The organism is Maribrevibacterium harenarium, from assembly GCF_006385675.1.
GTDB classification, from domain to species: domain Bacteria; phylum Pseudomonadota; class Gammaproteobacteria; order Pseudomonadales; family Marinomonadaceae; genus Marinomonas; species Marinomonas harenarium.
In genome coordinates, this window is the sequence record NZ_VFRR01000006.1 from 1 (window position 1) to 25,353 (window position 25,353).

Below are 25,353 nucleotides of genomic sequence, written 5' to 3' on the forward strand. Positions count from 1 at the left end.
GGAAAACATGTTTCGCCAAATCAATACCTAGGATGCTAATATTTTTCATAGGACTCGCTCCTTTTAACTTAGATGCCGGTTTGCTTGGTTTGCACATTAAGCATGGCACATAGTTAGGAGGGCGGGTCCATCTCATTTCCTACTTCGTGGGTGTCTCTCGCTATGATAAACTCGCGCCATCAATAAGGAGAGCCCTATGCAGACAGTATTAGTAACCGGTGGTGCAGGTTTTATCGGCAGCCACACGTGTGTTGAGTTACTTGAACGCGGCTATGATGTGGTCGTGGTGGACAACCTTTGCAACTCAAGTGAAAAATCCTTGGCCCGGGTGCAGCAAATTACCGGTAAAGCCGTGACTTTTTACCAAGTGGACCTGCTCGATAAACCGGCGCTAGATGAGATTTTTGCCAATCACGAAATCGATGCGGTGATCCATTTTGCCGGCTTAAAAGCCGTGGGGGAATCTACTCAAATCCCGCTTACCTATTACCACAACAACCTCACCGGCACCCTCATGTTGCTGGAGTCCATGGCTCAGGCGTCCGTGTTTAACCTCGTTTTTAGCTCCTCCGCTACTGTTTACGGAGATAAAAACCCGATCCCTTATGTGGAGCACTTCCCGCTGTCCTCCACCAGCCCATATGGGCGCACCAAGGTCATGATCGAACAATTCCTGCAAGACGCCCATGCAGCGGATAACCGCTGGAATGTGTCCCTGCTGCGCTACTTCAACCCAGTGGGTGCCCACCCAAGTGGCCTGATTGGCGAAGACCCAAATGGCATTCCCAACAACCTGATGCCCTTTATCACCCAAGTGGCCGTGGGCAAGCGGGAGCAATTGAGCGTCTTTGGCGGTGACTACCCAACCCACGACGGCACCGGCGTGCGTGACTATATCCACGTAGTCGACCTAGCCATCGGCCATATCAAAGCGCTGGAAAAACTCGCCCAACAAGAACAAGCCAGCATCGAAGCCTACAACCTAGGTGCCGGCAAGGGCTACAGCGTTCTCGATGTGGTCAAAGCCTTCGAACACGCCAGCGGCCAAACCATCGCTTACACCATTGCGCCACGCCGGGCGGGCGACATCGCCGAATTCTACGCCGATGCCAACAAAGCCAAAGCCGAACTCGACTGGGAAGTCACCCTAGACCTAGACGCCATGTGCCGGGATGCTTGGAATTGGCAAAGCAACAACCCCGAGGGGTATGTGTAGCTTGCTTGACAAAATATGATCGGCAGGTAAAATTTTAATCAGATATCGAACAACGTTCGAATCGCGCCGAACCGGCAACGGGCGGCAGTTCCTAAAGCCACCTTTGTGTGGCTTTAGTTGTTTTCGAGGGATTGAAAATGTATTTCTGCTATATTGATGAGGCTGGCTGTACAGGCGACTTGCCCAGCTACTCTACTGATATCCAACCGATATTTATACTTTGTGGCCTATTTATTCCTAGTATAAATATCATAGACCTGACACACGACTTCCTTGCTTTAAAACGCCAGTTTAACCCAGCTCTTTGCCGCTCGCTAACACATGACTTAGATATCGTTAGACATGAAATTAAGGGCGCTGAAGATCTTCGCAAACCAATACGAAAAAAGAATCGCAATAAGCGACGAAGATCTAAGAAATCGATATGCCAATCAGCTAAAAGCGCTGTCCTATCGCTACTTTGATGGAGCACGCCACCGTGGAGGAATAACCATCCATGATGCCCTTGAACAAAGGAGCGCAAATGCATTCTTTCTCAACACATAAACACTAACTTGTCATTTTATCTGTGACAATAACGGTTGTTCACAATCCCGTCACAATGTCTAATACCCCTTAATACACTTACACACCCACTCAAAGAACAAGGACAGTCCCATGACTCAGGACATCGTAATCCTCGCGGCGGGCAAGGGCAGCCGCATGAAATCTCAGTTTTCGAAAGTGCTACACAAGATCGGTGGCACGGCGATGGTACGTCGCGTTCTTAGCACCGCCAGCAAGCTAACCAATACCAAATTACATCTTATCGTTGGTCACCAAGGGGAGCAGGTGGAAGCAGCCTGTCAGGACTTTTATGCCAATATTGTTTGGCAAAATAACCCCCAAGGCACCGGTGATGCCCTCCGTCGGGCGGCTCCTTCATTGAGTGAAGACGGCGCCACTTTGACCCTGTATGGGGATGTGCCGTTAATTCAGCAAAGTACCTTGGAAAATATGCTCGCCCTGTCGACACCAAATACCCTTGTGTTGCTGACGATAAAACTGGATAACCCATTTGGCTATGGTCGAATCGTACGTAACGCACAAGACAAAGTGGTCGCTATCGTCGAGCAAAAAGACGCCAATGCCGAGCAACTCAAGATCCAAGAAGTCAATACCGGCATCCTACTTGCACCGAACGCCAAGCTAAAAGGCTGGTTAGAAGCCCTAACCAATAACAATGCCCAAGGGGAATACTACCTCACGGACATTATCGCCATGGCGGCCAATGACGGAGTCAACATCGTCACCGCTCACCCAGAAGCAGAATGGGAAGTCACCGGCGTGAACGACCGTGTTCAGTTGTCGGCATTGGAGCGAGTTTGGCAACAGCAACAGGCCGATACCCTCATGCGCAATGGCGCGACTTTGTTAGACCCAAGCCGGATTGATGTTCGTGGCGAACTCACCACTGGTCAAGACTGCATCATCGATGTGAACTGCGTATTTGAAGGCACGGTTACCCTTGGTGAAAATGTCGAGATCGGCCCCAACTGTGTGCTTAAAAACTGCACCGTGGGCGATAATACTGTCATCAAAGCCAACACCATGATCGAAGACAGCACCGTCGGTGCCGACTGCGACCTTGGCCCCTTCGCCCGTTTACGCCCCGGCACAGTGTTAGAAAACAAAGCCAAAATCGGCAACTTCGTCGAAACCAAAAAAGCTCATATCGGCGTAGGCAGCAAGGTCAACCACCTAAGCTACGTGGGCGACACCCAAATGGGAGCGGGCGTTAACGTGGGTGCGGGCACCATCACCTGCAACTACGACGGAGTGAACAAATTCCAAACCATCATCGGTGACAACGTATTTGTGGGCTCAAATACCTCCCTCGTGGCACCGGTAGAAGTACAAACTGGCGCAACCATTGCAGCGGGTTCCACCATTACCAAAACCGTAGGTGAACACCAACTGGCCTTCGGCCGCGCCAAACAAATGAACAAAGACGGCTGGGCCCGCCCTACCAAAAAGTAGGAAGGACAAAATGGCACTGTACGAGCCCAATCCTTTGGGCGATAAGAACTAAATCGGCCATTAAATGGCACTGTACGAGCCCAATCCTTTGGGCGATAAGTACTAAATCGGCCATAGAATGGCCTCGTACTAGCCCAATCCTTTGGGCGATAAAAACTAAATCAGCCATAGAATGGCGCTGTACGAGCCCAATCCTTTGGGCGATAAAAACTAAATCAGCCATTGAATGGCACTGTACGAGCCCAATCCTTTGGGCGATAAAAACTAAATCGGCCATAGAATGGCCTCGTACGAGCCCAATCCTTTGGGCGATAAAAACTAAATCAGCCATAGAATGGCCCTGTACGAGCCCAATCCTTTGGGCGATAAAAACTAAATCAGCCATTGAATGGCGCTGTACGAGCCCAATCCTTTGGGCGATCGATGCAAAATCGGCCATAGAATGGCCTCGTACAAATAAATTTAATTTAAAGGACAAACAATATGTGTGGAATCGTCGGCGCTATCGCCCAACGCAACGTAGCAAAAATCTTACTCGAAGGCTTATCTCGTCTAGAATATCGCGGCTATGACTCTTCCGGTGTCGCCATCAACAATGAAGTCGGCGTTCGCGCCCACCGTGCCGTGGGCAAGGTTCAAGCCCTTAAAGACAAATTCGAAGCCACGCCCCTAGACGGCAAAATCGGTATCGCCCACACCCGCTGGGCAACCCACGGTAAACCCACTGAAACCAACGCCCACCCGCACTTTTCCGGGCCGGATTTAGCATTGGTACACAACGGCATCATCGAAAACCACGAAGTACTGCGCCGCCAGTTAAAAGAACTCGGCTATGAATTTAAATCGGAAACCGACACCGAAGTCATCGTTCATTTAATTCACAACGAGCTGAAAACCGAGCCAGACTTCCTACAAGCGGTAAAAAACAGTCTGAAGCACCTAGAAGGTGCCTTCGCTATCGCCGTTACTCTTAATGATCAAAACCACCGCTTGATCGCCGCCCGCAAAGGTAGCCCCCTAGTAGTCGGTGTGGGTATTGAAGAAAACTTCGTCGCTTCTGACCAGTTGGCATTGCTGCACGTTACCGATCAATTTATCTTCCTCGAAGAAGGGGATGTGGTGGAGCTAACCCGCGATGGCGTAACCATTTTCGATAGCAAAGACCAAGTTCAAGAGCGCCCAATTAGCGTCTTTAACCACAACATCGATGCCACCGACAAAGGCGAGTTCCGTCATTACATGATGAAGGAAATCTACGAGCAGCCAGCGGTGATCTCTGCCTGCTTAGAGGGCCGCATCAGCCACAATAAAGTACTGACCAGCTGCTTTGGCGCTAACTCGGACTTCTTAAAAGAAATCGACAACGTGCATATTGTCGCCTGTGGTACTAGCTACCACGCCGGCATGGTAGCGAAATACTGGATCGAAGACTTAGCTAACCTGCCTTGTACGGTAGAAGTGGCTAGCGAATACCGCTATCGCAAAGTTGCCGTGCCGAAAAACACCCTGTTCCTCACCTTATCCCAATCTGGCGAAACGGCGGACACGTTGGCGGCACTTCGTAAGGCAAAAGAGCAAGGCTACCTAACTACCTTGGCAATCTGCAACGTACCGTCTTCTACCTTGGTGCGTGAATCCGACCTGACATTGCTCACCAATGCCGGTGCAGAAATTGGCGTCGCTTCAACCAAGGCCTTCACCACACAGCTCACCGCATTGCTGATCACGGCGATCGCCATTGCCGATCAAAAAGGCCAACTTAGTGCCGAGCAGCAACAAAACCTAGTGAACTCACTGCGTTCGCTACCGGCTTACATCGACGAAGCACTGAAAGAAGACGAGTACATCAAACAAGTAGCTGACCGCTTCGCTAACAAGCACAACGCCCTATTCCTCGGCCGTGGCCCCATGTTCCCAATCGCCTTGGAGGGTTCATTGAAACTGAAAGAAATCTCCTACATCCACGCGGAAGCCTACCCAGCAGGGGAACTCAAACACGGCCCGCTGGCATTGGTGGATGAAGACATGCCCATCATCACCATGGTGCCCCACAACAACATGTTGGATAAACTCAAATCCAACCTACAAGAAGTGGCCGCACGCGGTGGCGAACTGTATGTCTTTGCCGACCAAGATACCGAACTGCACAACGAGCCGGGCGTGATCTTCACCAAAGTGCCGAAAGTGGATGAAATTCTAGAGCCGATTGTCCACACCATCCCGCTACAACTGCTGTCTTACCACGTAGCAGTGGTGAAAGGCACCGACGTGGACCAACCAAGAAACCTCGCAAAATCGGTTACGGTGGAATAATATTCAGCAGCAAACTTGTAAAGCTGTACGGCGACATTATAGTTTGACAAAAGACATTATAGTTTGATATTTTACAATAATGTTTGATATTTTCTAACCTCCTGCTATGCTCAAAGAGTGCGCAGGAGGCTAGATATGTTAGACACAGATAAACCACTTGATCCTAAAGATGAAAAGAAACTGAATACTAGAGGTATTGGCTCAGGGATATGCTATGAGCCTTTTATAAAAATCCACGAAATAAATAGTAAAGGCGAGAGCTATCGTATCCGAGGAAGAAATACCTCTAGAGCTCACCATCTCCTATCTCGACTTGAGTTTTCTGCCTTTCTTGTATTTGACCGCTTCCACCTTACCTACGATATCAAGGAGCAATTTCCCTTACCGATAATTGATACCTTGAGTATTTGTGCCCGTCTAGGAATCAAGCACCCACAAATACGCAATAAACTGAAAGTCGTTACCACAGACTTAGTTGTTGAGCTTAAAGGTAAACCCTCTATTGCGATATCAGTTAATTACTCTAGCAATTTAGACAATGTGCGTACTGTAGAAAAACTGCAAATTGAAAAGCTGTATTGGGAAGAACTTGGTTATGAATGGAAGCTTTTCACAGAACAGGAAATCCCTGCGATCGTAAAAGAGAATCTAGAATGGCTTCATGCCGCCAGCCAAAATTCTCCTGACCTATACAAAGAACTGTCTTTTGACGACATCGCGACAGTGATTAGCCGTTTATCAAACTCAGATAAAACGCTCTCTACGGTATGTGCTGCTATGGATGATAAATACGAATGCAAGGCAGGTTTTCACATAGGCGTGATTCGTAATGCTGCCGCTGCAAATTTGATTGATGTCCCCTTAAACATTGTATTTAGGAATTGGCGAGCAAAGGATGTCTCTATGATTATCGGCCTAGATTCATTTAACGCCAGATTGTCTGATGTATCTTAACAAAGTATTTCTCGACCCTCATTCAGATCACCAAACAACGATTCGAGTTGTCTACGAGCATATCGACTTCCTAATGCTGATCGACATACACGATGAAAAGGCGTGGCCATATCGAGTCAATATTGATGAATTCGAAAGTTTATCATTAGAAGCGATACCTGATCCGATTTCGTTGGTCCCCCCCGATGTCGGCTCTAAAGCTGAGGAGATAAGAAATCGAGCTTATCGTTCGGTCTCGTTATTGTTAACAGACTACTTTGCCTTATTTGATAAAAAGCTTAGGAACCAGAAGATTAAATCTGTTTTAAAAGCAACGGAGGAGCCTAGACTTTATGTCACACGACAGCTGCGTCGGTACTGGCAGAGAGGCATGTCTCCTGATGCCCTTGCTCCAGATTACACAAAATGCGGCGCTCCCGGCCAAGATCGAATAGGGATGCAAAAGCCAGGTAGTAAACGCACTATATCCCCCGGGAACGGGGTTCCAATAACAGAGGAAGTTGCTAATTTCTTTAGATTAGCGATCGAAGGCTTTTATCTTGTCAAAGGCAACATCGACCTTGAAGAGGCCAGAACAAAGGCAAATGGCTTCCTTAGATCAAAGTATCCAACAATCAAACAAGAAGATCTTCCGTCAGAGAGACAGTTCAGATACTTCTATAACAAATACTACGCCAAACCTCTTGTTGTTAAAGCTCGTACTCCATCTATTCAATATGCAAAAGACGTTGCACCTAGCTACAGCACCTCTGCTTCAAATAACTTTGGACCGGGTGCTCGGTATGAAATTGACGCGACCATAGCTGACTTGCACCTTGTATCTGAACATGACCCAGACCGGATCGTAGGACGCCCAATCGTATATAAAGTCAAAGATGTATTTAGTCGCATGACTGTTGGCTTATATGTGGGGCTAGAAAACCCTTCTTGGGCAACAGCATCAATCGCTCTCGCCCATGCTTTCTGTGACAAAGTTGAGTACTGCCGCAAGTTCGGCATAGAGATAACTGAAAGTGATTGGCCAAGTATTGGTACTCCTGCAACGATTACAGCTGACCGAGGTGAATTACTTGGTAAACACGGAGATATTTTAGTCAATCGATTCGGTATCACGTTATCCAACACCCGAGCCTACCGAGGTGATGACAAAGGAATCGTTGAAAAGTCATTCCATATGATGCATGTGGATATCCTTCCTTATGTTGAAGGAAGGGTAGAGCCTATAAATGGAAAGAAAAAAGCGGGAAAAAGGACAGAGCTATCAGCAAATCTAACGCTTTATGATTTTACAAAAATGGTAATCATCTCTGAAATCAACCGCAATACATCTAGCCCCCTAGAGGGCTACGACTTTGAATCTGATATGCCTACAGATTTGCCAGCGATACCAGTAAGACTCTGGCATTGGGGAGTGAAAAATAGAACGGGGGTTTTGAGAGAGGTTGATCCAAAGTTAACCTATGTGAATATGCTGCCCCATAGTAAGGCGACGATATCGCCCTCAGGCATATGTTTTAAAGGGATGTATTACACCTGCGCAGAAGCCGTTGAGCTTGGCTGGTTTCACAAAAATAGATCCGTGCCTCGTCCAAAAAGCATAGAGGTAGCTTATGACCCACTAAATACCAATGCTCTATATGTCAGACCAGATAAAAAGTTTGATAGCGTATGGGAATGTACATTACAGAGCCGAAGTCGAAGATATCAAGATATGTGCCTAGTTGAAGCAATGTCAATTCGATCTGAATCAAGGTCAACTTATGCTAAAGCCAAGCAAGAAGCTGACTATAAAGCGCCAGATCTTCAAAATGAGCTGGAAATGATCGCCCATATTGCACAGAAGAGACAAAGCTCTTCAGAATTATCAAACAACTCCAAGCGTCTAAGTGGTATTCGTGACAATCGTAACCAGGAAAGAGAAAGCGAACGACAGAAAATGAGAGAGGCTTCCAAGCCGACTAAGGAGAAGGATACTGCAACGGTTACCTGTATCAATTCAGGCAAACAAGTTGATCAGGGATTTGATTACCCAGATTTGGACGATTTTTGAGAGATAATCATATGCACACATTCGAAACAGCGCAATACATTGATGCAGAGATCAAGGAGTACCAAGGTCATCCATTAATCAATGCGTTGCCACCGATTAATTCTCCAAAAGATACAGCAGAATTAATAAGACGTATTCCGGTTGTTAGTCCTGAGGAAGTAGCTCTGCCGGCCCATATTCGTCGACATGCCATGTTGCGAATTATGGATGGCTTCTTATACCCGACGAAAGCACATCTACAGCTAGAGCAAACTATCTCTACCATGATTCGTCAAGGCTACTTGAGTCGAAATATAGCCAATAAAAGTTATCAAGAGACACTAAATCGAACAGAGAAGCTAACAGATGACACTCGTAATGCTGGAAATGAAGCTTTAGTGAGCTCTGTTATTGGCTGCTCTGGGGCTGGTAAATCAACAGCCGTTGAAGCAGTCTTGTCTGGATATCCTCAAGTCATCACCCATCCAACTTACCAGCATGTTCAGATAGTCTGGCTTAAAGTAGAGTGCCCTCATGATGCCTCTGTGAAAAGTCTGTGTATCAACTTCTTTCGTGCTCTAGACGAGGCATTAGACAACAACGGACTATATGAAAAGCAATACGTAAAGCCGCGAGCAAATACCGAAATGTTACTTGGTGATTTTGCGAGAATCGCCGCATTGCATTCGATAGGCTTGTTAGTAATAGATGAGATTCAGCATTTAGAGCGTTCGAGCTCCAGTAATGTATCTGATCGAATTCTTCGATTCTTTGTACAGTTAACCAACACAATCAAACTACCAATATTGTTTGTCGGGACACCTAAAGCCTACGAACTACTTGCTACAAGCATGCGCTCTGCAAGACGTGCATCACAGTTTGGTAGTATTAATTGGAATCGTTTCAATACTACAGACAGATCCGGTAAGGGTTCTGATTGGGATAGATTTTTCTCTCAGTTGTGGGTGCTACAGTGGTTTAAGTCCCCTCAGCCTCTTACGGACGAAGTGAAAACCCTGTTCTGGGATTACTCACAAGGGATTGCTCATGTGGCAGTCACTCTTTTTTACTTGTGTCAGACAAGAGCGGTAACTGTTGGTAGAGAAGTGATATCTAGAGATTTAGTAGAAACCGTATTCAATGAAGAGCTTCATATGATCAAACCCATGATCAGAGCACTTCAAAGTGGTCGTGATGCCGAAATACAAAAGTACGATGATCTAGAAATACCCAGGGCAAGCATCGTTCAAATCGCAGTAGCTACTGCCACAGCAAATGACGTCGCAGAGAATGATACTAGTGAGGAATACGCTTCCCCTGAGCAGAGCAAACTATCAAAGCTGATCGGTATGCTTGAGCAAGCAGGCATTGGTGGAGACATTGCACCTACAGTGGCAGAACAAGCTGTGTCAGAGCATCCTGATGCCAACTTATTTCAATTACTTGCTCATATTAATAACCTGCAGGATAAGGAGCAAGCCCCCCCCGTCAAAGAGAAGTCAACAGTCTTTAAGCTTGTGCCTAAGTATGTTGAGAACGACCTAAGGTTAATGGTAAACAGCAAAGGTGGTACTTACAAGACCATGAAATCAGAAGGAGTTGTGCTCCACATTTCTGATTATTTGTAAGTAAATATAACTGACTACCAGATCTATAATTGGGGTAGGCAGTAGACAATCGCCTTAACCGGCTGGTCGGAATGCTCCAAAATATGCAGTCAACATAATTACGCGATCCAAATAATTGTAATGATACTCAGCAGCTCATTTTTGCATCGCCGTTCACACGCAATTGGTCGTTGAATTTCTCGTTCAAAGAAATTGTTTCGTTATTGTCAGTCACGGGTCATAAATGGATCTTAAAAAGTAAAAACTTAGTATTGCTAAGTATCTAAAAATAAGTAAAACTTAGACAATCTAAGTATGTGAGACTTTTAAAGATGAAAATACTTTGGCTGTTAATCCTATCCCCTTGCGGCTCAAGCAAGTTCGCAAGCTTGTTGGAATTTCCCAGAAAGAGCTAGGAATAAGAATCGGTATGGACGAAGGTTCTGCTAGTAGTCGTATGAATCACTACGAAAAAGGCAGACACGTCCCTGATGTCGAAACGCTTCGTAAAATTGCAGCGGAACTTAATGTGCCACTGAATTATTTCTTTTGTGAAGATGAGTTAAGTGCTGAGTTGGTTTGCTTGATATCCAAGCTTGATGAAGAAGGTAAGAAATCAATAATAGCAGAATTATTGGCGACCAGAAGCAACAGCAGTGCTTAGTTGTATTCATCTTTCATCATAGGGTGATAGATGATCTACCAATTCCCAGTACCACACGATGATGAGCTACTAGGCAGTGTCTTAGCTCGTTTCATTTCTAGGCAAGGCATACGCGAGGATAAAGTGGCACTTGCACTGCTTTTTGGAAGCCGAAATATAGTTCCTTCAGCTTTGCTCCAAGGCCACTTATCTTGTTTAGCTAATAATGTGCAAAATTTATGGCCGATCACTCCTAATGAGATGATAGAAAACCATTCTATACTCCCTATTTTCAAGCCCTTCGTTGAGTTTGATCGGTATACTTCGATATGCACTGACTTGACACTCGATGTCAAAAGCCATTCCATGCTGAAGGTTGGAATCAATGCGTCATCACTCGTGTTTCCTGCATACTTTCGCTTCTGTCCTGTTTGTTTTAATGAAGATATGAAACAATTCGCATATAGCTATTGGCGAAGGCAGTTTCAACTACCTGGAGTTTGCGTATGCCTACAGCACCGTTGCATGTTGATGGATTCACACTTTGAGCTTAAGCCTAGCCGCCGTCATGCGTTTATCGAGGCATCGGCTCTATCAAGTATGCCGATACCTTTCGTTGCTGAAGTTTGTCAGAACCCGGCATTATTGGAACTTGCTCGTAATATTGATCGATTGCTTCACCAATCGTTCCCATATATAGCACCGAATCAGTGGACGGTATTCTATGATGCGCGACTTCGGGAAGTTGGATTGAAAAGCTCTAAAGGGGTTGATCATGAGCTAGTGAAAAGTCGTTTAATTCAATGCTGGGGCAATAGTTTTCTAACGGAATGTGGGTTAGAAATTGATGAAGGAGTGACATGGTTACAAACCTTCTTCCGCAAGCAGCGAAAGCATTTCTCTTACCTTCATCACCTGCTGTGTATACAAGCACTACTCCCTGAATGGAGGCTTGATGATGTTTTTAGAGTTGCCCAAGATATTCAAATTAAAAAAAGTAAACAAATATATAGCTCTTCTCGAGCTGATCTTAGAGCGCCGGAATACCGAACGGTTTGGTATGAGCTTAACAAAACGTATGCATCCCTCAAAGATATCAGAGCAACGAGGGAGGGAGCTAGGGTTTACTCATGGCTTTATCGCTTCGATCACGATTGGCTAAAAAGCAATTTGCCGTCTCCTTTAAGAAACAATGTTGGTAGAGTCGTAAACTGGAAGCAGCGTGATCGGGCTCTAGTTAGACACCTTATTAATATTCGCAGAGAGCACGAAGACAATTTAGAGTTGCCTCGAATGACTCAAAACTGGTTCATCTCACAGCTTCAAGTACGTTGGGGGATAGAAAAACATTTGGCCAAGCTGCCATTATGTAGACAGTTTTTTGTCAAATATGCTGAGACGATTGAAGAATACCAAGTACGCAGAATTATCGCTATAATCACTGAGTGTATCGACAAGGGCAAACCTATACCTCAGGCTTATGAAATTGAACGTTCTACTGGACTCAGCAAAAACCGTATTAGAGAAGCTCCGCGACAAATTATCCGAGAATATCTCAAAATGGTTCCCGGCTTTAAGCTACCTCCCAAGGAACAAAGAGCTGGTTAAAATCCACGGTGTATTTCAATCCAAAAACTTGCTAAAAAATAAAGACGTCTTTGTTGCTGTGGAATGGAAAGATGGCGTCACATCATCCCTACCTATCGAAATGGCTAGTTTGTTTGTAGTGGACACCAAACAAGACTTGTTTTTGATTCAGATGCGGTAGATTAAAAAAATGCTATACTCAAAAGGTCGTTTTTGGCTTTGGGTTAATAGGCCTGAAGGCAAAAGCATCAAACTTTAATGTTGTATGTTTAAAAGAGGCAAAGTCAAAAATTATCAAACTTTACCTCTAATTAGCTCTGTAATTCCTTAGTTTCGTATCGAACTTTAATGTCACCGTACAGCTTCATACTCTAGGGGGGTCAGACCCCGCCACCGAGGTAAATCGCCAAAACCAGCGATAACCCAAGGGGGTCTGACCCCGACCCTACAGCGGGTTCCTACGTAGGAGAGCGGGTATTTTTCAGGGCACCAACATCATCATCGGGGGATCAGAAGACTCAAGCCAGTTCCAAAATTTTTTTAGATGCTTCTGCCAAGAAACCAGAGCGAGTTTTATATTTTGGGTTAGTGGCGACCACCTTATCAATCTTAGTGATTAACAGGTGCGGCAAGGTGACATTGATCTTTTCACTTTTCCCAAGCAAGGGATTAATGTCAACATCCACCACGGCCCATACACCATCAGCATAATCAGGGTTGTCTTTGTGAAAAGCTATGGGCGATGCTTTCGGGATATCTTCGCCGTCTTCCAACAAAATTTCCAGGTGTCCAAAGATAGCTTCAGCCACCATATCAAGCGCCTCATCAAAGCTGTAGCCCGCTGAAAAACAACCCGGCACATCAGGCACGGTCACGCTATAGCTCATATCATCATCAGTGTGTAACACAACGGGATATTTCATATTATTAACCTCGTACATCGAGCTAAAAAAACCAGAAACGCATGGTTCAGCTCAACTGAGCCTGCTTCTTAATGCTTTTCAAGGTTCCGAGTTTTATGTCCTTAGTTGGGTGCGGTACAGTGACTAACCCCGCCTTTTTCGGATGTTTAAAATGGTGATGGTCACCTTTTACCCGCACCAAATACCAACCGTCTTCCTTTAACATCTGAATCACTTCTCGGCTCTTCATATTTATCCCCCATATGAATCCTTACCAGAAATCTATATCTAATCAGACATATCACCGAGCAAACATAAATATAACCCCAATAACCCTATAATACTAGTCCCAGGGGGTCTGACCCCTACCCCCACAGGAATTAGGGCAAAATAGCGCAAGCCCACATTCCCCTTTTGCCTGTATGGTCAATCCATGGTACAACCAGCACACGCATTTAAAGCGGCGGCGGTCGCTTACACCTGAAAATACACAGCGAAAAGGAACACTTTTCCATATGAAACACATCATGAAAAAAACGCTGGTTGCAGCGGCGGTTGTCTCTTCTACTTTTACCTTTGCCGACAACCACGGCGCAGCGCTCGAAACCGACGCAGCCAAGCTAGGTTACTCCATCGGCTCTATGTTCGGTGGCCGCATGTCTGGAGATTTCAAAGACCTCGACCTAGAAGCCTTCAAAGCCGGTTTTGAAGACGCCTACACCGGCGCTGAACCAAAAATGACCCAAGAAGAAATCGTCGGCACCATCCAAGCCTTCCAACAAAAGCAAATGGAAGAAATGCAACGGGAACAAGCGAAACAAGCCGAAGCGGCTAAACAAGCCTCTGAAGACTGGCTAGCGGAAAAAGCCAAAGAAGATGGCGTCGAGAAAACCGAGTCTGGTCTAATGTACAAGGTCATCACCCAAGGGGATGGTGCTAAACCTGCCGCAGAAGACACCGTGAAAGTTCACTACGAAGGCAAACTTGCCGACGGCACCGTATTTGACAGCTCTTACGAGCGTGGCGAGCCGATCTCCTTCCCGCTGAACCAAGTTATCGAAGGCTGGACAGAAGGCCTACAACTGATGAGCGTTGGCTCTAAATACGAGCTCTACATCCCATCTGAACTCGCCTACGGCCCTGGCGGTACCGGCCCGATTCCACCACACGCAGCACTACAATTCACCGTAGAATTACTGGATATCGAAGCGGCGCAAGCAGCGCAATAACACAACATCGGCCATGGAAGGCCTTTGACTCTTGGGGGTCTGACCCCCAACCCTAGGGGGTCTGACCCCTTTAGGGGAGGGTCTGACCCCCAAGAGGCGGATACGTCGAAAAAACAACAAAAAATCAACACATAATGTTGATGTGTCGATCCGATCGACATAAACTTACTCAACAGTTTATTTATGTCGATTTAAACCGGAAATTTCAACATGACTTGGCAAGCAGAGCAGCCTTACAACCACTTACCCGCGTTGCCGCCAAACCCAGATGCCATAGAAACTAGAGCGGTGCTAAAAGCGTGCATTGCTGCCCGTGCAGCGGTAGCAGAGTTAAAAAAGGCAGGGGAACTGATTCCGAACCAAAGCATGCTGATAAACCTCCTACCGTTACTTGAAGCCAAAGATAGCTCTGAAATTGAAAATATAGTCACCACCACCGATAAGCTTTTTCAGTATGCACTCGAAGATAAAGGCGCAGATCATGCGACCAAGGAAGCATTACGTTACAGAACGGCGCTATACCAAGGCTACGTACAGCTTGAAAGAAAGCCACTTTGCACAGCTACTGCTATTGAAGTGTGCAGTACGTTAAAAAACACTGAAATGGAGATTCGGAAGGTGCCTGGGACATTTATTGGCAACCAAACGACAGGGGAAGTTATCTATACTCCGCCAGCAGGCGAAAAGGTTATCCGCGATTTACTAACTAACTGGGAACAATTTATTCACGGTGACCATGATCTAGATCCATTGATCAAGATGGCGGTGAGCCATTATCAATTTGAAGCCATACACCCATTCTATGATGGAAATGGGCGAACTGGTCGTATTTTAAATGTTCTATACCTAATTGAATGTGGGTTATTGACTCTGCCTATTTTGTATCTAAGTCGTTTCATAGTTCACAACAAACAAGACTATTACCACCTTTTGAACCAAGTGACCAAGGAACAGAACTGGGAAGATTGGCTGCTATTTATGCTAAAAGGAGTCGAGCAGACGGCTCTGTGGACCTGCGAGAAAATTACCGCGATTAGAGCTCTGATGGAAAGCACAACCAATTACGTCAAAGCACAGCTACCTAAAATATACAGCTATGAGCTTGTAGAGCTTATTTTTGAACAACCCTACTGCCGTATCATCAACTTAGTTGAGCGTAACATTGCCAAACGCCAAACTGCGTCAATTTATTTAAAACAGCTAGCGGATATTGGCGTGCTGCATGAACTCGATTCAGGAAAAGAAAAGTTATTTGTACACCCACGATTGATGACGCTCATGACAACAGATAGCAATAGCATTGCGTCCTTTTAGGGTAATTCGTTATGCAGGGTCAGACCCCCAACCCTAGGGGGTCAGACCCCTTACTTGTTTTAGGTTGTGGTATATACTTGTAGTAATTCTAAACATCGCAGGTTACTTCCATGGACTCATTCAGCACACAGGATGCACAACATCATTTTCATGATGTACTTAAGAAGGCTCAAAGCACACCAATCGAAATATGCGAAAATGGCAAAACTCTTGCGGTTGTTATCTCTCCAGAGGAATTCAGCAATCTTGAGGCAATGAAGCTACAGTTTGTTAAAGCAAGATTTAGCAGGGCCAACGACGATATCGAAGAGAGTAAACTGATCGATGGCGGTGAATTCATGGACGCCCTAGTATCAGGTAAATACGACAACACAATTTAATCTTAGATTTAATGATGAATAAGTACAGCCTTACGCAGGACGCCAAAGCTGATCTAATTGCAATACGCCACTTTTCCGGTTCCCAGGGGTCAGACCCTCCTGCTTGGGGTCTGACCCCATCACTGTATGCTGCGTTGACTCTGGTGCTACAAACCGTATATTGGTACTTATATTCTCGGCAGGAACCTCCAGTGCAATCGGCAGATATCATCAAGGCAGTTACAGAACTCGCGGCCCATCATGAAGACATTGCCGCCCTATGGCTGTACGGTTCTCAGAGCAAAGGAACCGCCTTACCCCACAGCGACTTCGACTTTGCAGTAGCGTTCAATAACTTCAAATTAAGCCCCACTGATAAATACCTGCGCCCCAATGAATTGGCACTCGAATGGAGCGACATACTCAAAATTCCTAGTGACAAACTCAGCATCGTCGACATCAACCAGGCCCCGATTTATCTTTGCTACAATATAATCGAAACAGGCAAATTGCTTTATCACCAAGGTGACGCACGGGTTTGGCACGAACAAGACCGCATTTACAGCCAATTCGAACACCAGCAAATCGAGAACAGAATCTATGACCGAACCTAGTGATAGCAAAGGACTAATGTACGAGCTCAATCCTTTGAGCGAATCCGATATCTATCGGCCATGGAATGGCCTCGTACGAGCCCAATCCTTTGAGCGAATCCGATATCTATCGGCCATGGAATGGCCTCGTACGAGCTCAATCCTTTGAGCGAACCTACCCTCTTCTTTACTTTGTAACCCTACAGGTTACAATATTTAAATGATTACGAGCTTTAAACACAAAGGCCTTGAGAGGTTTTATCGGACTGGTAGTACATCTGGCGTGCAGGCTAGCCATGTCAAGCGACTTCGATTGATTCTGTCAAACCTTGACCAAGCCGAGATAGTCGATGATATGGACTTACCAGGCTTACGGCTTCATGAATTGTCTGGTGCACGAAAAGGCACTTGGTCAGTTACCGTCAATGGGAATTGGCGCATTACATTTAGATTTAACGGGCGAGACGCCGAGATAGTTAACTACGAGGATTATCACTAATGAGTATTCACAACCCTGCTCACCCGGGTGAGATTTTAAAAGAGTTGGTAATCGAGCCATTGGAGTTAACGATTACCGATGTAGCGGAACACTTAAACGTAAGCCGCAAAACCCTGTCTAAAATATTAAATGGCCGTAGTCCAATAACACCGGAAATGGCTGTCCGACTGGAATTGACCTTTACCAAACCCTCTGCCGATCACTGGTTACGCCTACAAAGCGCCTATGATCTCGCCATTCTAAGAACTCAAAAAGCACGGCTACAAGTTCAACCATATCAGCTTGCTTTTGGATAGATTTGCTCAATCTTTGTTTATCGGCCATGGAATGGCCTCGTACGAGCTCAATCCTTTGGGCGAACCCAGCATCTATCGGCCATGGAATAGCCTTGTACGAGCCCAATCCTTTGAGCGAAATCTTCACCCGCGCATCGGGTTCCTACGGAGGGTCAGACCCCCTTAGGGGAGGGTCTGACCCCTTTACCCTGTACGAGCCCAATCCTTTGGGCGATAATGACCGCATCAATAGGGTATGAATGCCGTAGTCAAGTTTAGGAGTATTAATGGAACCCATCAGCCAACGTGATGATGAGATCGATTTATTCGAGCTGTTCGAGTCAATCTGGGAAGGCAAATGGAAAATAGCACTAATCACCGCCATTACCAGCCTAGTGGGCCTAGGCTATGTGCTGATAGCTCCGCCGTCCTTGTCAGGCAATATGAACATCGGCGAAGGCCGTGCTGAGGTATTTTACCAATACGTCTCCCTCAACCAGCAGCTAGCGGAAAACGACGCCGAGCTGATATTCGATGCAAAAAACGTTTTCAATGAATTTGTTAGCGAATTTAGAGACTACGACGAAATCATCAACGCCGTCGCCAGCCATAGCAGCCAATACCAAAACTTTGCCGGTAGCGAACAAGAACAGCGGGAATTACTGATCCAACTCGCCAAGCAGTTTGAACTAGCCGAACCCGGTAAAAACGACAGCCAATGGCAGATACGCTTTAAATGGTACGATGAAGCGGAAGCGAAGCTTATCCTCGCGGATGCGCTCAATGCCATCGTCGGCAATGTGAAAAAGTCCATCGTCAGCCGCACGGAACAGTTCGCCAAAGGGCTGGAAGCAAGCAACTCGCCATCGAGAAAAAACGCTTAGAACTACAATCAATAGAGCGAAAGGTTAACCTGGACCTACAACGGCAACAGCAACACCTAAGCGAACAAGCACAAATCGCGCGGGCGCTAGGACTGGAAAACAATCAATTAGGTAGCCGAATCACCAACAACGGAATCGAAGTCAGCCTCCAAGCCGCTGAATCCCCCCTATACCTGCGCGGTTACAAAGCCATCGAAAAGGAAATGGAATTACTGAGCAACCGCAAGGATAACGACAACTACCTGCAAAACGATGACTACATCAGCTTACAACAGGAACTGTTTGACCTAGAAAACGACGTAACCGCCCAACAGATCCAACGGGCGGTACAAAACATCGTCAACAACAACGGCCAAAACTGGGTAACCTACCGCCTTGAACTACTGGATGTAAAAAGCGACAAGAAGAGCCTCATCGCCCTGATTGCCGCCATCCTGATTGGCAGCATGATCGGTGTTTTCTACGTACTTATCCAAAGCGCCTACCGCAAACGCGTTATACGGGGTCAGACCCCCGTATAGGAAGCAACCCGCCAAGACCAACGGCACCCCTAGGGGGTCTGACCCCTTCATGTGCGGGGGTCTGACCCCCTTGATGTGGGTGGTCGACTTGGTGGGGGAATTTGGGTACTATCCGTGCTCTTGTGAAAAGGGCATTTAGGGCATGTTGAAGAAATTTATCGCCAGTAAATTTTGCGACCGGGAAGGCCGTGGGCTGGTTAAGCTGATCCCTGCTTTGCGGCATCGGTTTCATCTTCATTATGGTATTAACCTCCCGACGGTGCCTTATGCAGGTGCTTTTACAACAGAACAACGGAGTGCCGCCGAGCAGGCATTGGAGCAATTAAAAGCAGCCGCCCAAGCCAACTACGATAGCAACAACCCCATCCCTCATACCATTTGGCTATATTGGAACACGCCACTAGAGCAAGCTCCCCATGTGGTACAGCAAAGCTTAAAAACTTGGCGATATCTAAACCCCAACCACAAGGTTGTTTTTCTGACAGATCAAAATCTAAACGACACTCTTGGGTTTGATTTCAACGCCGTATTCAAACTGGCGACGGTGAACCTTGGTTATGCCATGAAAGCCGATATCCTGCGGCTTTATCTGCTAAGCCAGTATGGCGGCATATGGGCAGATACCACCACCTTTTGTCTGAACCCCTTAGATAAGTGGTTGGCACAGGAAACCCAACAAACAGGGATATTTACCTTTAGACACGAGCAAAACCAGACTCGCCCTGTGGAAGCTTGGTTTATCGCCGCGCAACAAGGGCACCCAGTGATCACCCAAACACTGGCACTGTTTTTAGAACACTTATTTAAACCGCGAAAAATGGCCTTAAAAGTATCGAACCGAATTAAAACCATAGGCCGCAGCGACACTGAAAACACCCGTTTTTTTGCGGATGTGGTTTACCACGCTGAACGCAAAGGCTTTATGCCGTATTTCTCGGTTGGTTACTTCTTTAACCAAGCATTTCAACGCCAACCGGGGTTATGGGAAACCTTTACCCAAATGAATAACCAACATGCCAACCATGGCACACCGCTAGAGATGACGCGTCATGCCTTGGTCAGCAAACAAACCTACAAAAAAGATTACCAACAAAGTGACATGTACCGCGAACGGGTTGCATTGAGCGACACCCTCATCGAGGGTCAGACCCCCAACGAAGAGGGGTCTGACCCCATTAATGTAACGTAAGGACGAATGGATGCTTAAGCGTTTAACCACTGACAATGAACCCCAATGGCTACGCCTACTTGGCTTGGCGTTAGCACTCTTGCTGATCGCTAGTAAGATACACATGCAGTCACTGGAACGGGTATTGGAGCCGATTGTTGTGCTATTAGGCTTTTTCAGTATGTACCGCTACGGTAGCGATATCAAACTGAAGATCCCGATGTTGTTATTGGCGGCTTCGATATTGATTCCACTGCTCAGCTGGACACTAGTACACTTTGCCGAGCCAGATTGGGCGCGGCCCTCTCCCCAGTTAGAAAAGCTAGCTCGTCTATTTGTCTTTATCCCATTGGCGTGGTGGCTGAAGAATAGCAGCAGACATATCTTTATCTTCTGGGGACTAGCAGCACTCACCGTACTTGCCTCTCCTTGGATTAGTGGTCATGGTTTGGCGGAAATCGAGCGGGGCTTAAATGGTGCACGAATAGGCTTTAACTTGCGCAACGCACAGCATACTAGCTTGTTCTTTGGATTGGTGCTGGTCGGGCTAGTTGTCTTTGCACCGCGATTATTTAAGTGGCAAAAGCTGACTATGCTGCTGTGGCTTCCAGCCTTGGCGCTGACCATTAGCGCAATCATCGGTGCCCAGACTCGCGCATCTTGGCTGGCATTGGTCGCAACTGCCCTAGTATGTGCATTGGTATTTGTTTGGTCACTGGCAAAAGGGAAAATGCAGATCCAAAAACGCTGGTTAGCACTGGGAGCATTCGCCATTATCACTATCGGCATCACCCTACAGCACACCGCATGGCCAGTGGTAAAAAATCGTTTAGCAAACAGTGGTGACAACAAGGTCGCGCTACAAATCCTAAGCGGTGAGTTTGATAACATCCCTTATAACAGTTGGGGTGTAAGGGCCAACACCTGGATAGGAGCAGCACAACATATCGCCGAGCGCCCTTTAACAGGTTGGGGAGGAACAGGGCAAAGCATCTCTATACGTCGCTCTGCATGGCTACCCGAGTATATTCGTAATGGCTTTGGGCATCTGCATAATATCTACCTAGCCCTGCTAGTAAACTACGGCATTATCGGTTTTGGTTTTTACCTTGTGTGGGTTGGTTGGATACTAAAAAGCCTACTCAACGCCACCCGACAACAACCGGATATCGGTTACTTTGCCATAGGCACCTTTACCTTTTGGTCGGTCATTAGCTTGGCGGAATCTTACCTGTTCTTCTGGACCGGAGTATTCTGCATCCAAACCCTATTTGCCGGCTTCCTCGCCTTTACCTGGCTAAACCCCGCCAGAGAGGATAATACATGTACGAACCCAGTCTCTGGGTGACATTTGTACGAACCCAGTCTCTGGGTGATATTTGTACGAACCCAGTCTCTGGGTGACATTTGTACGAACCCAGTCTCTGGGTGACATTTGTACGAACCCAGTCTCTGGGTGACATTTGTACGAACCCAGTCTCTGGGTGATATTTGTAACCAAAGGACAACCATGCGCACTTTGATCATTGTAAGAGCCCTAAAAACCGGCGGTATGGAGCGGGTGGCAGTGAATCTAGCCGATGCTTTTGCGGAGCAAGGCCATGAAAGCCATTTGCTGTTTTACAAAAAACGTAAAGACGCCCTGTACCCAACCCACCCATCAGTCAAGCTACATGAATTCAATGTTAACCGCATCAGCCTAGCAAATCCTCTTAGCATCCTAACGGAGCTCAGCGCCCGGTTAAGTAACCTAATCTGGCGTAAGTCTTACTTTTTGATTGCCGGATGGTTCGGTGGCATGCGCCTAGCCAAGAAAGTCGCCCAATTGAAAGCGGAATACGGCACCTTTGACCGCATTATCTTTCGGGGGGAAGGCACCTACGAAATTGTCTGGGGTTTTCGCCATGAAAAATCCTGTTACGTACTGGAAAACGTAGTCAGCGCCCCAGCAGGCAAAGGTAGCCTACAAACCAAACTACGCTATAACAAACTCTTTGCCGGGCGGGATTTGGTCAGTGTCTCCCATGGGGTGCAAACCGCGGCGGAGCAAACCTTTACCCAATATGGCATCACACCCAAAAGCCTAAAGGTGATCACCAACCCCTGTCCGATCGTACAAATCCGCCAACAGGCGGAAGCGGAAAAACCAGCGACGATGCCAAGTGGCCCATACCTAGTAAACGTAGCCCGGCTAGTACCACAAAAAGGCCAAAACCTATTACTAGAAGCCTACGCCCAAAGCCAACAAACCCTACCTCTGGTGATCGTCGGCAGCGGCAAGCTAGAACAAACGTTAAAACAACAAGCCAAAGACCTAGGCATAGCCGATAAAGTGCATTTCGTTGGCAACCAAGCCAACCCCTATGTGTGGATGAAACACGCTAGCCTATTTGTGCTTAGTTCAGAATTCGAGGGGTTAGGCATCGTCCTATTTGAAGCACTGGCCTGCGGTACACCTATCCTATCGGTAGACTGCCAAGGGGGCGTAAGGGACGTGTTTAAAGGGGAACTGGAACAATACCTGTGTGAACGCACCCCGCAGGCCCTCGCAGAGAAAATGGACAGTTTAATCGCCCAAGGAGGCTACCCGGTAAAAGAAGAATGGATTGATGACTTCAAACCTGAAAACGTCGTCAACGCCTTCCTGTCTTAGTACCGGGGTCAGACCCTCCTAACAAAGAAAAATAGCGGAGCACAACCGAACTGCTTGGAGGGTCTGACCCCTTTGTAAGAGCTCAATCCTTTGAGCGACAATCTCAATGCACCGCCACACTATCACCAGCACCATCTTCCCCTCGCTGTTGCCACACTAGGTCACACAAAGCGCTGCTCGGCTTATATCCGGTAGGGGCATCCAGTAGCAGTTTCTGCACCGCCGGTATATCAAAGCGATGACAGCTTTCATCCAAGGCATTAAGCAATAGCTGAAAATCTTCCCACTCCAAGGACACTTCTTGGGCGGTCATAATGCGCGGGTGTTCGGTCGCCTCTACATTGTCGCCGATCAAAAGCTCTTCGTAGAGTTTTTCCCCAGGACGCAGGCCGGTAAATTGGATTTCGATATCCCCTTCTGGGTTATTCAGATCTTTCACCTCTAGGCCCATTAGATGGATCATCTTGCGGGCTAGGTCGGCGATTTTCACCGACTCCCCCATATCCAGTACAAAGACATCACCACCTTTACCCATAGCCCCAGCTTGAATCACCAATTGGGAAGCCTCCGGTATGGTCATAAAGTAGCGGGTAATATCCTTATGGGTAACGGTAACCGGGCCGCCTTTGCGGATTTGTTCACGAAATAACGGCACCACTGACCCCGACGAACCCAATACGTTACCAAAGCGCACCATGCAGAAAGTCGTCTTGTCATAGCGCTTCGCCAGAGCTTGCAAAGCTAACTCGGCTACCCGCTTCGAGGTCCCCATAATATTGGTTGGGCGTACGGCCTTGTCGGTAGATACCAAGACAAAGCGCTCAACCCCAACATTGGCAGCAGCTTGGGCGGTATAAAAGGTACCAAATACGTTATTGCGCACTCCTTCGACGATGTTGTACTCCACCAAGGGTACATGTTTGTAAGCCGCAGCATGGTAAACCGTCTGCACACCAAAACTGCGCATCACGGTTTCAACCCGATTAGGCTTTTGTACGGTGCCGATAATGGGTTTTATCTCAACCTGTAAACCGTGTTTTAGGGCTAGCTTATTTAACTCCCCATCAATGCTGTACAAAGCAAACTCGGACAGCTCAAACAGGACTAATACTTTAGGCTTTTGTAGCAGAATCTGCCGACACAGCTCGGAACCGATAGAACCACCCGCACCGGTCACCATGACCACTTTACCGGTGATATTTTGCCCCATTAAATCTTCACGAGGGGTAACAGGTTCACGGCCTAATAGATCCTCAATAGCCACATCCCGCAATTGGTCGATAGCGGCATCGCCCGAAACCAAGTCCGACATAGCCGGGATGGACTTAACCTCTACTTTAAGTGGCTCTAGCTTGGCGAGGATTAAGCTCTTTTGGGAACGGGGGATGTTTGGCATAGCCAGCAGCACTTGCTTGATATCCGTATCATTCAGCATGTGTTTTAAGTGCCCAAAGCTATAAACCGGGCGACCAATCACAAAGGTATTGTGCAGGTTTTCATCGTCATCGATAAAAGCAAACGGATCGTATTCGTTACCGTGAATTAGTGCTTGGGCTAACTGTCGGCCAGCAGACCCTGCACCGTAAATTACTACCCTTTCCCGACTTTTGCGCCCAGCGGTTGCCACTATAGCCCGAACAGCAAAGCGGCTACCAGCGATAAAGATCAGCAACAACATGGCGAACAACAGGGGTACAGTGCGAGGCAATGGGTACCCCGTAAAGAAACCTGTCATCACTAAGGTAAAAGTGGAAATACCGATACCAGCTAGGATTGCGCCGGCAACTTTTACCCCCATATAGCGCAATACGGCGCGGTACAAGCCAAATTTAATAAAGGCAAGTATGGTGACAGGCAATACTACCGCTAGCATGACCCAGTTGCCTTCTTGGTAAAATACCGAGGGGCTATCAATGCGAATAACCCAAGCTCCCCAGAAGGCGATAGAAATGGCGCATACATCTATAAGCAGAGAAATCGCACGTTTCCAGTGCCTAGGTAGCCGGAACAGCCCTTCAAGAAGCTTGTCCATATATTATCCTTTCACTCTGTCACCAGAGCCTTTGCCAGAGACGGTTTGAATTATATAAGTAAAGTAATTTGCTAAGGTAAGGCTAGCGATCATTTTGGCATCGGTCTGCGCCAACAACTCTGGGGTAGACATATCAATCTCGTTAACTTGCGCTAGGCCGGTAATACCAGGACGCACATCATAGACGCCACACTTATCGCGCGCAGCGATCAACTCTTCTTGGTTGTACAAATTTGGACGTGGGCCTACTAGGCTCATCTCACCTTTTAACACGTTCCAGAGCTGGGGCAACTCATCCAGCTTGGTTTTACGTAAAAAGCCGCCCAAAGGCGTGATGGAGCTGGTAGAGGCCAAATGACTCGCTACAGACGCCGTGTCCACCGACATAGTACGGAACTTCACCAAAACAAACGGCTTTTTGTTACGCCCTACTCGTTCTTGACGAAAAATAGGCGAACCTGTGTCAAATAACCCAATGATAAAAATAATCAACAAAACAGGGAAGCCACACACCAGGCCTAAAAAGGCAAACACAAAATCTAATACACGAAACATT

Annotated in this window: 24 protein-coding genes; 20 read left to right on the top strand and 4 right to left on the bottom strand. The window is 46.9% G+C overall.

The features are described 5' to 3' along the window. Positions 1–196 precede the first annotated feature (196 nt). The 9 genes from galE to FJM67_RS04785 all read left to right on the top strand — a co-directional run bounded on the left by galE (position 197) and on the right by FJM67_RS04785 (position 12,389). Complete coding sequence (gene galE / locus FJM67_RS04745; RefSeq protein WP_140587531.1) at positions 197–1,216, top strand: UDP-glucose 4-epimerase GalE; 1,020 nt, start codon at positions 197–199, stop codon at positions 1,214–1,216. Positions 1,217–1,353: 137 nt separating this feature from the next. Further along, a complete protein-coding gene (locus FJM67_RS17940) occupies positions 1,354–1,680 on the top strand; it encodes a DUF3800 domain-containing protein (protein WP_407943568.1) in 327 nt (108 codons plus the stop codon). Between the two features lie 193 nt (positions 1,681–1,873). Beyond that, positions 1,874–3,235 carry a bifunctional UDP-N-acetylglucosamine diphosphorylase/glucosamine-1-phosphate N-acetyltransferase GlmU gene (glmU, locus tag FJM67_RS04755; protein WP_140587533.1) on the top strand — a complete coding sequence of 454 codons (1,362 nt, stop codon included), beginning with the start codon at positions 1,874–1,876 and terminating at the stop codon, positions 3,233–3,235. A gap of 483 nt (positions 3,236–3,718) precedes the next feature. Then, positions 3,719–5,548: a glutamine--fructose-6-phosphate transaminase (isomerizing) gene (glmS, locus tag FJM67_RS04760; protein WP_140587534.1), complete on the top strand. Its 1,830-nt coding sequence runs from the start codon at positions 3,719–3,721 to the stop codon at positions 5,546–5,548. Between the two features lie 135 nt (positions 5,549–5,683). After that, on the top strand, positions 5,684–6,502 hold the full coding sequence (locus FJM67_RS04765) for a TnsA endonuclease N-terminal domain-containing protein (protein ID WP_140587535.1): 819 nt from the start codon (positions 5,684–5,686) through the stop codon (positions 6,500–6,502). After that, positions 6,492–8,552 carry a Mu transposase C-terminal domain-containing protein gene (locus FJM67_RS04770; RefSeq protein ID WP_140587536.1) on the top strand — a complete coding sequence of 687 codons (2,061 nt, stop codon included), beginning with the start codon at positions 6,492–6,494 and terminating at the stop codon, positions 8,550–8,552. The genes FJM67_RS04765 and FJM67_RS04770 overlap by 11 nt, the downstream gene beginning before the upstream one ends. Positions 8,553–8,563: 11 nt before the next feature. Further along, positions 8,564–10,159: an ATP-binding protein gene (locus FJM67_RS04775; RefSeq protein WP_140587537.1), complete on the top strand. Its 1,596-nt coding sequence runs from the start codon at positions 8,564–8,566 to the stop codon at positions 10,157–10,159. Between the two features lie 322 nt (positions 10,160–10,481). Continuing rightward, entirely contained in the window at positions 10,482–10,802 is a 321-nt protein-coding gene (locus tag FJM67_RS04780) for a helix-turn-helix domain-containing protein (RefSeq protein ID WP_140587538.1), read from the top strand. A 30-nt stretch (positions 10,803–10,832) separates the two neighbouring features. Then, entirely contained in the window at positions 10,833–12,389 is a 1,557-nt protein-coding gene (locus tag FJM67_RS04785; RefSeq protein ID WP_140587539.1) for a TnsD family Tn7-like transposition protein, read from the top strand. Between the two features lie 497 nt (positions 12,390–12,886). Here FJM67_RS04785 and FJM67_RS04790 read toward each other — a convergent pair whose 3' ends face one another. Beyond that, on the bottom strand, positions 12,887–13,291 hold the full coding sequence (locus FJM67_RS04790; protein ID WP_140587540.1) for a type II toxin-antitoxin system HicB family antitoxin: 405 nt from the start codon (positions 13,289–13,291) through the stop codon (positions 12,887–12,889). A 46-nt stretch (positions 13,292–13,337) separates the two neighbouring features. Next, positions 13,338–13,520 carry a type II toxin-antitoxin system HicA family toxin gene (locus FJM67_RS04795; protein WP_140587541.1) on the bottom strand — a complete coding sequence of 61 codons (183 nt, stop codon included), beginning with the start codon at positions 13,518–13,520 and terminating at the stop codon, positions 13,338–13,340. Between the two features lie 277 nt (positions 13,521–13,797). On the opposite strand from FJM67_RS04795, the gene FJM67_RS04800 reads away from it, so the two are divergent. From FJM67_RS04800 to FJM67_RS04850, 11 genes are all read left to right on the top strand, one after another. Continuing rightward, positions 13,798–14,499, top strand: coding sequence for an FKBP-type peptidyl-prolyl cis-trans isomerase (locus FJM67_RS04800; RefSeq protein WP_140587542.1), 702 nt, complete (start codon positions 13,798–13,800; stop codon positions 14,497–14,499). 210 nt (positions 14,500–14,709) lie between these two features. Then, positions 14,710–15,813, top strand: coding sequence for a protein adenylyltransferase Fic (gene fic, locus FJM67_RS04805; protein WP_140587543.1), 1,104 nt, complete (start codon positions 14,710–14,712; stop codon positions 15,811–15,813). Positions 15,814–15,923: 110 nt separating this feature from the next. Continuing rightward, on the top strand, positions 15,924–16,193 hold the full coding sequence (locus FJM67_RS04810; protein WP_140587544.1) for a type II toxin-antitoxin system prevent-host-death family antitoxin: 270 nt from the start codon (positions 15,924–15,926) through the stop codon (positions 16,191–16,193). A gap of 191 nt (positions 16,194–16,384) precedes the next feature. Further along, on the top strand, positions 16,385–16,786 hold the full coding sequence (gene mntA / locus FJM67_RS04815; RefSeq protein WP_219845888.1) for a type VII toxin-antitoxin system MntA family adenylyltransferase antitoxin: 402 nt from the start codon (positions 16,385–16,387) through the stop codon (positions 16,784–16,786). Positions 16,787–16,985: 199 nt separating this feature from the next. Further along, entirely contained in the window at positions 16,986–17,264 is a 279-nt protein-coding gene (locus tag FJM67_RS04820; RefSeq protein ID WP_140587545.1) for a type II toxin-antitoxin system RelE/ParE family toxin, read from the top strand. Beyond that, positions 17,264–17,560, top strand: coding sequence for a HigA family addiction module antitoxin (locus FJM67_RS04825; RefSeq protein WP_140587546.1), 297 nt, complete (start codon positions 17,264–17,266; stop codon positions 17,558–17,560). Before FJM67_RS04820 ends, FJM67_RS04825 begins: the two co-directional genes overlap by 1 nt. Positions 17,561–17,826: 266 nt before the next feature. Continuing rightward, on the top strand, positions 17,827–18,423 hold the full coding sequence (locus tag FJM67_RS04830) for a Wzz/FepE/Etk N-terminal domain-containing protein (RefSeq protein ID WP_140587547.1): 597 nt from the start codon (positions 17,827–17,829) through the stop codon (positions 18,421–18,423). A gap of 203 nt (positions 18,424–18,626) precedes the next feature. Next, positions 18,627–18,944, top strand: a complete 318-nt coding sequence (locus tag FJM67_RS04835; protein WP_140587548.1) for a hypothetical protein — start codon at positions 18,627–18,629, stop codon at positions 18,942–18,944. Positions 18,945–19,086: 142 nt separating this feature from the next. Next, positions 19,087–20,133 (top strand): glycosyltransferase family 32 protein, encoded by a 1,047-nt coding sequence (locus FJM67_RS04840; RefSeq protein WP_140587549.1) that lies wholly within the window; start codon positions 19,087–19,089, stop codon positions 20,131–20,133. Positions 20,134–20,143: 10 nt separating this feature from the next. Next, a complete protein-coding gene (locus FJM67_RS04845) occupies positions 20,144–21,460 on the top strand; it encodes an O-antigen ligase family protein (protein ID WP_140587550.1) in 1,317 nt (438 codons plus the stop codon). A gap of 162 nt (positions 21,461–21,622) precedes the next feature. Then, positions 21,623–22,765 (top strand): glycosyltransferase, encoded by a 1,143-nt coding sequence (locus FJM67_RS04850; protein ID WP_140587551.1) that lies wholly within the window; start codon positions 21,623–21,625, stop codon positions 22,763–22,765. 103 nt (positions 22,766–22,868) lie between these two features. Here the strand turns inward: FJM67_RS04850 and FJM67_RS04855 are convergent, their stop codons facing one another. Continuing rightward, positions 22,869–24,797: a nucleoside-diphosphate sugar epimerase/dehydratase gene (locus FJM67_RS04855; RefSeq protein ID WP_140587552.1), complete on the bottom strand. Its 1,929-nt coding sequence runs from the start codon at positions 24,795–24,797 to the stop codon at positions 22,869–22,871. Between the two features lie 3 nt (positions 24,798–24,800). Then, the gene (locus FJM67_RS04860) at positions 24,801–25,352 is read right to left on the bottom strand and encodes a sugar transferase (RefSeq protein WP_140587553.1); all 552 of its coding nucleotides are present in this window, start codon (positions 25,350–25,352) and stop codon (positions 24,801–24,803) included. Position 25,353: the final 1 nt, after the last annotated feature.

Coding starts and splice junctions, on each gene's coding strand:
- fic (WP_140587543.1), top strand. CDS start 14,710: ATGACTTGGCAAGCAGAGCAGCCTTACAACCACTTACCCGCGTTGCCG.
- FJM67_RS04825 (WP_140587546.1), top strand. CDS start 17,264: ATGAGTATTCACAACCCTGCTCACCCGGGTGAGATTTTAAAAGAGTTG.
- FJM67_RS04790 (WP_140587540.1), bottom strand. CDS start 13,291: ATGAAATATCCCGTTGTGTTACACACTGATGATGATATGAGCTATAGC.
- FJM67_RS04850 (WP_140587551.1), top strand. CDS start 21,623: ATGCGCACTTTGATCATTGTAAGAGCCCTAAAAACCGGCGGTATGGAG.
- FJM67_RS04860 (WP_140587553.1), bottom strand. CDS start 25,352: ATGTTTCGTGTATTAGATTTTGTGTTTGCCTTTTTAGGCCTGGTGTGT.
- FJM67_RS04830 (WP_140587547.1), top strand. CDS start 17,827: ATGGAACCCATCAGCCAACGTGATGATGAGATCGATTTATTCGAGCTG.
- FJM67_RS04765 (WP_140587535.1), top strand. CDS start 5,684: ATGTTAGACACAGATAAACCACTTGATCCTAAAGATGAAAAGAAACTG.
- FJM67_RS04855 (WP_140587552.1), bottom strand. CDS start 24,797: ATGGACAAGCTTCTTGAAGGGCTGTTCCGGCTACCTAGGCACTGGAAA.
- FJM67_RS04840 (WP_140587549.1), top strand. CDS start 19,087: ATGTTGAAGAAATTTATCGCCAGTAAATTTTGCGACCGGGAAGGCCGT.
- FJM67_RS04775 (WP_140587537.1), top strand. CDS start 8,564: ATGCACACATTCGAAACAGCGCAATACATTGATGCAGAGATCAAGGAG.
- glmU (WP_140587533.1), top strand. CDS start 1,874: ATGACTCAGGACATCGTAATCCTCGCGGCGGGCAAGGGCAGCCGCATG.
- FJM67_RS04795 (WP_140587541.1), bottom strand. CDS start 13,520: ATGAAGAGCCGAGAAGTGATTCAGATGTTAAAGGAAGACGGTTGGTAT.
- galE (WP_140587531.1), top strand. CDS start 197: ATGCAGACAGTATTAGTAACCGGTGGTGCAGGTTTTATCGGCAGCCAC.
- glmS (WP_140587534.1), top strand. CDS start 3,719: ATGTGTGGAATCGTCGGCGCTATCGCCCAACGCAACGTAGCAAAAATC.
- FJM67_RS04820 (WP_140587545.1), top strand. CDS start 16,986: ATGATTACGAGCTTTAAACACAAAGGCCTTGAGAGGTTTTATCGGACT.
- FJM67_RS04800 (WP_140587542.1), top strand. CDS start 13,798: ATGAAAAAAACGCTGGTTGCAGCGGCGGTTGTCTCTTCTACTTTTACC.
- FJM67_RS04835 (WP_140587548.1), top strand. CDS start 18,627: ATGGAATTACTGAGCAACCGCAAGGATAACGACAACTACCTGCAAAAC.
- FJM67_RS17940 (WP_407943568.1), top strand. CDS start 1,354: ATGTATTTCTGCTATATTGATGAGGCTGGCTGTACAGGCGACTTGCCC.
- FJM67_RS04785 (WP_140587539.1), top strand. CDS start 10,833: ATGATCTACCAATTCCCAGTACCACACGATGATGAGCTACTAGGCAGT.
- FJM67_RS04770 (WP_140587536.1), top strand. CDS start 6,492: ATGTATCTTAACAAAGTATTTCTCGACCCTCATTCAGATCACCAAACA.
- FJM67_RS04845 (WP_140587550.1), top strand. CDS start 20,144: ATGCTTAAGCGTTTAACCACTGACAATGAACCCCAATGGCTACGCCTA.
- FJM67_RS04810 (WP_140587544.1), top strand. CDS start 15,924: ATGGACTCATTCAGCACACAGGATGCACAACATCATTTTCATGATGTA.